We start from the raw sequence: 6,306 nt of genomic DNA, 5'->3' as shown, positions 1-6,306 counted from the left end.
GTTCCTCGACCTCGGCATCCATCGCGGCCATGGCCGACGTCTCCGACGCTTCTGTCTCGGCGGCCAGATTCGCCTCGAATCGCTTGCGTCGATGCCCCAGCCAGAGCGCAAGGCCCATGATCACGACCATCGTGCCGTAGACCACGATCGAGAACGGCGACTGCACGAGATACATCGGATCGGAGTTGCCCAGCTGCATCGACTGCCGCAACCGCTCCTCGGCCATGGGCCCGAGGATCGCGCCGACGACGAGAGGAGAGATCGGATAGCCGAGCCTGCGCAGCAGGAACCCGACGACACCGAGCGCGAACAGCACGCCGATATCGAACACCGTGAAGTTCGCGGCGTACGCTCCGAGACCGGCGAAGACGAGAATCCCCGAGTAGAGGTACGGCCGCGGGATCTGCAGCAGCTTCACCCAGATGCCGACCAGCGGCAGGTTCAGCACGATGAGCATGAAGTTGCCGATGTACAGGCTCGCGATGAGCGCCCAGACGAGCGTCGGCTGGTTGTCGAACAGCTGCGGCCCGGGACGGATACCGTACGTCTGGAACGCGGAGATGATGATCGCCGCGGTCGCGGACGTCGGGATGCCGAGGGTCAGCAGCGGAACGAGCACGCCTGCTGCCGCAGCGTTGTTCGCGGACTCGGGCCCTGCAACGCCTTCGATGGCGCCCTTGCCGAACTGCTTCCTGTGCTCTCCTTTCGCGAGCTTGCGCTCGGTCGCGTAGGAGAGGAACGTGGCGACGTCCGCGCCACCGGCGGGGATCGTACCGATGGGGAATCCGATCGCAGTGCCGCGCAGCCACGGTTTCCAGCTGCGCTGCCAGTCGGACTTCCGCATCCAGGAGCGCCAGCCCTTCGTGATCGGGATGAGCGGTATCTGCCCGCCGCGCAGGCGTGAAGCGACGTAGAGCGCCTCGCCCAACGCGAAGAGACCGACGGCGACCAGGACGACGTCGATGCCGTCGCCGAGCTGTGCGGAACCGAACGTGAAGCGCGCCTGACCGGTCAGCGTATCCGTGCCGACGAGGCCTATCAGCAAGCCCATCGACAGCGATGCGAGACCGCGCCAGACGCTCGATCCCATCAGGGCACCGACCGTCAGGAATGCAACGACCATGAGCGCGAAGTAGTCGGCGGGCCCGAGCCTGATCGCGAGCTGCGCGATCGTAGGAGCCAAGAGCGTCAACAGTGCCGTTGCGATCGTTCCGGCGATGAACGAGCCGATGGCCGCTGTCGCAAGGGCCGCTGCGCCGCGCCCCATCCTGGCCATCTTGTTGCCCTCGAGGGCCGTGACGATAGAGGCTGCCTCGCCGGGGGTGTTCAGCAGAATCGATGTCGTCGACCCGCCGTACATGCCGCCGTAGTAGATGCCGGCGAAGATGATGATCGCAGCGGTGACATCGAGCGAGTAGGTCAGCGGCAGGAGCAGTGCGACCGTCATGGCCGGCCCGATGCCGGGCAGCACGCCGACTGCGGTGCCGAGCACGACGCCGACGAAGGCGTAGAGCAGGTATTCGGGCTGCATCGCGGTTGCGAAGCCCTGCATGAGCAGTTCGAGAGCGTCCATCAGATGCCGATCCAATTCGTGAGGGTGCCCGTGGCCGGCAGCGAGAGGCCGAGCCAGGCGCCGAACGCGAACTGCGTTATCGCGCCGATGACGAAACCGACGATGATCGCCATCCACCAGCGTTTCGCGCCGAGCGCGATTGCGGCGCCCGCGAACAGGATGGTGATCGCAAGGGGCCAGCCAAGGTGCGGGATGGTCACAACGAGTGAGAGGAAGGATGCGCCGACGATTGCGACCGTGCCCCACGACGACTTCGCTTCTGCGTCGACGTCCTCGCCCTCTTCCGCCTGCCCGTACCGGCCCCGGAACTGGGCTAGCAGGATCCCGAGCGAAGAGACGAGCATGAGGATGCCGACGGCGTACGGGATCGCACGTGCGCCGATTGCGCTAGAAGACCCGATCGGTTCGCGGATCGTGCCGGCGAACAGGATGACGCCTACTGAGATCGCGAGCAACAGCCCGGCGAACGCCATCGACTCGATGCGATGGGCACGCGAGGGCCCCGTGGAGCGTGCCCCCGGCACGCCCGAAGGCGTGCCGGGGTTGTGCTGCGTCATTCGAGCAGGCCGATCGTGGTCAGCGTCTCCTGTGTCGTCTCGATGTTCTCGGTCAGGAACTCGTCGAATTCCGCTCCCGAGAGGAACGCGTCGTCCCAGCCGTTGGTCTCGAGCAATTCCTGCCATGTCGCAGAGCCCTGGAGCTGCTCGACGAGGTCTTCCAGCAGTGCCCTGTCCTCTTCGGAGACGTCGCCGGGAGCGACGACGCCGCGCCAGTTCGTCAGCTCGACGTCGATGTCCGATTCGATGAGGGTCGGAGTGTCCGGCAGCATGTCGATGCGGTCGGCGCTCGAGACCGCGAGCGGTCGGAGACTGCCCGCTTCGATCTGTTCGATGAATTCGCCGACACCGGAGATACCGGCCATCGCGTTCTCTCCCAGCAGCATCGTGACGGCTTCACCGCCGCCCGAGTTCGGAACGTAATTGAGCATCCCGGGAATCTCAGCCGCGGAGACCCCCGATTCGGAGAGCAGCAGTCCGGCGAGTATGTGGTCGATGCCGCCCGCAGAGCCTCCTGTCACCGAAACGCCCTGACCCTCTGCGATGATCGCGTCGACCAGATCACCGACCGATTCGAACTCGCTGGCAGCGGGCACGACGATCACGAGCGCCTCTTCCGTCAGCCTTGCGATGGGTGTCGTGTCCTCGATGCGGACATCGCTCGCATTCGTCTCGACCGCACCCACCATGACGGCGCCCGTCACCATGAGCGTGTGCGGGTCGTTCTCGTTTGCGAGCGAAGCGAGGCCGACCGTGCCGCCCGCGCCACCGATGTTCGTCACGGGAGCCGAATCGGCCAGGTCCTCCGCCGTGACAACCTGCGACAGCGCTCTCGCGGTCTGGTCCCAACCACCGCCGGGGTCGGCCGGCGCGATGAGATTCACGCTCTGCAGGGCTGCGTCGCCGCCACCGTCGTCGCCGTTCGATGAGCAGGCGGTCAACGCCAGTGAGAGCGCCGAAATCGCGGCCACTGTCATGGTCGCTGCCCTTGTTGCCCGACGCGGACGCCGGTCCGAGCTGAGAACGGGTTGTCGCATTTCTCCTCCTTGAGATTCGATCGTCGCCTCGACGTTCGTGGGGGAGAATCTATGCGAATTCCATGCGGGCGGCCGAGTTGTGTTCTTTGTGTTCACCCGGGAGTCGGTGATTGTTGTCGATTGGTTACAATCCAGCCATGCGGACGATGTCGTTTCACAGGCAACTGCTGGTGCTGCAGACCGTTGTCATGCTCATCATCGTGCTGGGAGCCGGTGCGACGGCGGCGTGGGTGCAGGAGCGGGTCATTCGCGACGCCTACGTCGACCGTATGATCGGTGTCGCGCAGTCCGTCGCTCAGCTCCCGGTGATCCGGGAGGCGCTCGATCACGACGAGCCCTCGCTTGCGGTCCAGCCGATCGCCGAGGTCGTGCGCGAGGCCTCCGACGTTACCTACGTCGTCGTGACCGACGCCGACGGAATCCGGTTCTCGCATCCGAACACAGCGCTGATAGGAGAGCGGGTGTCAACCGAGCCGGACGCCATCGTGACCGGCGAGATGTTCGTCGGTACGCAGACCGGCACACTGGGAGAGTCGTGGCGCGTGAAGGTGCCTATCATCGCGGATGACGGCACCGTGATAGGGCAGGTTTCGGTCGGCACGCTCGAGTCGCAGCTGCGCAGTGATTTCGTCGAGACGCTCTGGTGGTTGCTCGCGGCGATCGGCATCGCTGCGGTCTTCGGCGTCGTGCTGAACGCATGGCTTGCACGATACCTGCGCAAGCGGATCTTCGACCTCGAGCCGGCGGAGATCAAGGAAATGCTCGATCTTCGCGAAGCCACGCTGCACGGCATTGCAGAGGGGATCGTCGTCACCGACGAGGACGACGCGATAACGCTCGCGAACGACGCAGCGCTTCGGCTGCTCGATGTGCAGGATGAAGCCGATCTCGTCGGCGAGCTTCTCGGGCAAACACTCGATATCGACGTCGGGGTGCAAGAACAACAGGTCGCGCTGGTGGGGGAACGGATCCTGCTCGTTCGGTCGCACGAGGTCGATGTTCGCGGAACCCGGGTCGGCCACGCGATCATCCTCGTCGATCACACGGAGCTGGACGGCGCACTCCGTGAACTGCACGGCGTGCAGACCGCGAACGATTCGCTCCGCGCGCAGCAGCACGAGTTCGCGAATACGCTGCACACGATTCAGGGGCTCATCGAACTGGGCGAGAGCGAATCCGCCAGGAAGGTCATCGAAAGCGCTGGGGCGGGAGGGGCGCTCGGCGACCTGACGGGGCAGGCGGGCATCCGGGACCCGGAGGTCGCTGCCATGCTGCTCGGCAAGCGTGCGAGAGCGAAGGAGCTCGGCATCCGATTCGAAATAGCGGACGGCGCGCACCTGCCTGACGACGTCGGTGAGGACCCTGTGGCACGTCCCACCATCCTCGGCAATCTGATCGATAACGCATTCGAGGCGGTCGGCGTCGGCGGAACGGTCATCGTGAGCCTGGCTGCTGATGATGAACGAGTGTCAATGGCGGTCGAGGACTCCGGCCCCGGCATCGAGGAGAATATGCGCGATCGCATATTCGAACTCAGGGTGACCGGTAAGTCGCACGACGCAGGTAAACCGCACGGGCTCGCTCGCGGCTTCGGGCTCGCACTGGTGAAACGTCTCGTCACGAGGGCAGGAGGATGGGTATCCGTCGGCGACTCGACGCTCGGCGGCGCCGCGTTTCGGGTTACGATGCCGGCGACGGACAAGGGAGAGGGGTGACCGTGCACCGCACGCTCATCATCGAAGATGATCGGCAGGTTGCCGAGGTGACTCGCGGCTTCGTCGACCGGCATCCCGAATTCTCGGTCGTCGGAGTGGCCGGAACCGCATCCGGTGCGGTGGGTGCGATCGCGAGTCTGCACGTCGAACTCGTCCTGCTGGATATGCAGTTACCGGACGGACTCGGGCTGGATGTGCTGCGGGCCGTGCGCGCGCGGGGGTATCGCGGCGAGGTCGTCGCGCTGACTGCTGCGCGCGATGTCGACACGGTGCGAGAAGCCAGGCGGCTCGGCATCCGGCACTACCTCGTCAAACCGTTCACGATGAAGACGCTGCACGAACGCATGGACGAGGTCGCCGCAGCCCTGCAGCACAGCGCCGACGCACAGGAACTCGACCAGGGGAGCGTCGACAAGCTGATGACGGGCGCCGTGCCCGTACGGTCCGAGCGTGAACCGAAAACTCTCGCGCTGGTCGCCGACGCGCTGGAAAAGCGCGCGGAAGGCGCGTCCGCGGCGGTTATAGGGGAGGAACTGGGGCTCTCTCGTGTCAGCGCGCGGCGACACCTCGAGCGGCTTGTGGAGGACGGGCGGGCATCCGTCACTCCCGCGTACGGAAAGGCGGGGCGGCCGGAAATGGTGTACTCCAGCACACAGGTCGGTTAGCGTGAATGTTCGAACGCGCGAACCGCGTCGATGAGGGATGCCGTGCTGCCGCGCCAGGGAGGGCCATGCCCGGGCAGCACGGTTGTCGCGTCGAGTTCCCGCAGCGCATCCAGTGAGCTGTCAGCCTGCGAGGGCTCGTCGGTGAACGGAGCCGGTTGGGGCGATCGCTTGCCGGTGAGCACGTGCCTCGTCGTGAGGGCGTCCCCCACGCACACGGCGTTCGCCGCGGGGAAGTGCACAGCTGCGCTGCCGGGGGAGTGACCCGGCAGATCGATGATCCGCGGGTTGCCCGGTAGGCCAGCCACCTCGGCGTCGTGAATAGAGCGAACCTCGGCAGGGTGGCGTGTGCGTCCTCCGAAGCGCGCACCGACCCCGAGGAAGCGTAGCGCCGCGCCGAGCCGCCACTCGGGGCCAGCGGTCTTCGGCGGCTTCTCCTTTCCGCGAGCCCGTGCGGCGTCGCCGGGATGCACGTAGACGGGTGTTCCGGACTCGCTGCGCAGTCGTTCCGCGAAGCCGATGTGGTCGACGTCGCCGTGGGTCAGGATCAGACCGGCGATGTCCCGCTCTCGTATTTCGAGTCGCCTGAGGATCTTGCGCAAGGGGCGGATGTGGCCGGGAAGCCCGGCGTCCACGAGCGTCGCCTTGTCGCCGTCGAAGAATAGATAGCAGGCGATCGTGTCGTCGCCGATGCGATGCAGTCCGGAAGCGATTTCCATAAAAGCTACGATAATTAGCCTTCATGGCTAATGTCAATAGCCT

General features: G+C 65.6%; 6 protein-coding genes. 2 read left to right on the top strand and 4 right to left on the bottom strand.

What is annotated here, in order from left to right:
- From Q0O95_RS12810 to Q0O95_RS12800, 3 genes are all read right to left on the bottom strand, one after another.
- Nucleotides 1–1,573: tripartite tricarboxylate transporter permease (locus Q0O95_RS12810; protein WP_293699373.1), on the bottom strand; the 1,573-nt coding region annotated here is incomplete at its 3' end.
- The gene (locus Q0O95_RS12805) at nucleotides 1,573–2,130 is read right to left on the bottom strand and encodes a tripartite tricarboxylate transporter TctB family protein (RefSeq protein WP_293699371.1); all 558 of its coding nucleotides are present in this window, start codon (nucleotides 2,128–2,130) and stop codon (nucleotides 1,573–1,575) included. The genes Q0O95_RS12805 and Q0O95_RS12810, both read right to left, overlap by 1 nt.
- Entirely contained in the window at nucleotides 2,127–3,167 is a 1,041-nt protein-coding gene (locus Q0O95_RS12800; protein WP_293699369.1) for a tripartite tricarboxylate transporter substrate-binding protein, read from the bottom strand. Before Q0O95_RS12800 ends, Q0O95_RS12805 begins: the two co-directional genes overlap by 4 nt.
- Nucleotides 3,168–3,304: 137 nt before the next feature.
- Between Q0O95_RS12800 and Q0O95_RS12795 the strand changes: the two genes are divergently transcribed.
- Nucleotides 3,305–4,882: a sensor histidine kinase gene (locus Q0O95_RS12795; RefSeq protein WP_293699367.1), complete on the top strand. Its 1,578-nt coding sequence runs from the start codon at nucleotides 3,305–3,307 to the stop codon at nucleotides 4,880–4,882.
- Nucleotides 4,879–5,547: a response regulator gene (locus Q0O95_RS12790; protein WP_293699365.1), complete on the top strand. Its 669-nt coding sequence runs from the start codon at nucleotides 4,879–4,881 to the stop codon at nucleotides 5,545–5,547. Before Q0O95_RS12795 ends, Q0O95_RS12790 begins: the two co-directional genes overlap by 4 nt.
- On the opposite strand, the gene Q0O95_RS12785 is transcribed toward Q0O95_RS12790, so the two are convergent.
- Nucleotides 5,544–6,263 carry an MBL fold metallo-hydrolase gene (locus Q0O95_RS12785; RefSeq protein WP_293699363.1) on the bottom strand — a complete coding sequence of 240 codons (720 nt, stop codon included), beginning with the start codon at nucleotides 6,261–6,263 and terminating at the stop codon, nucleotides 5,544–5,546. The two genes, Q0O95_RS12790 and Q0O95_RS12785, sit on opposite strands and share 4 nt — an antisense overlap.
- Nucleotides 6,264–6,306 lie beyond the last annotated feature (43 nt).

Origin of the sequence: uncultured Agrococcus sp., from assembly GCF_945915485.1 — a bacterium.
Lineage (GTDB): Bacteria > Actinomycetota > Actinomycetes > Actinomycetales > Microbacteriaceae > Agrococcus.
This window is presented reverse-complemented; position numbering and strand designations above follow the sequence as displayed.

Bases quoted from the DNA above. Each gene is read 5' to 3' on its own strand.
- Q0O95_RS12805 (WP_293699371.1), bottom strand. From the start codon at position 2,130: ATGACGCAGCACAACCCCGGCACGCCTTCGGGCGTGCCGGGGGCACGC.
- Q0O95_RS12800 (WP_293699369.1), bottom strand. From the start codon at position 3,167: ATGCGACAACCCGTTCTCAGCTCGGACCGGCGTCCGCGTCGGGCAACA.
- Q0O95_RS12795 (WP_293699367.1), top strand. From the start codon at position 3,305: ATGCGGACGATGTCGTTTCACAGGCAACTGCTGGTGCTGCAGACCGTT.
- Q0O95_RS12785 (WP_293699363.1), bottom strand. From the start codon at position 6,263: ATGGAAATCGCTTCCGGACTGCATCGCATCGGCGACGACACGATCGCC.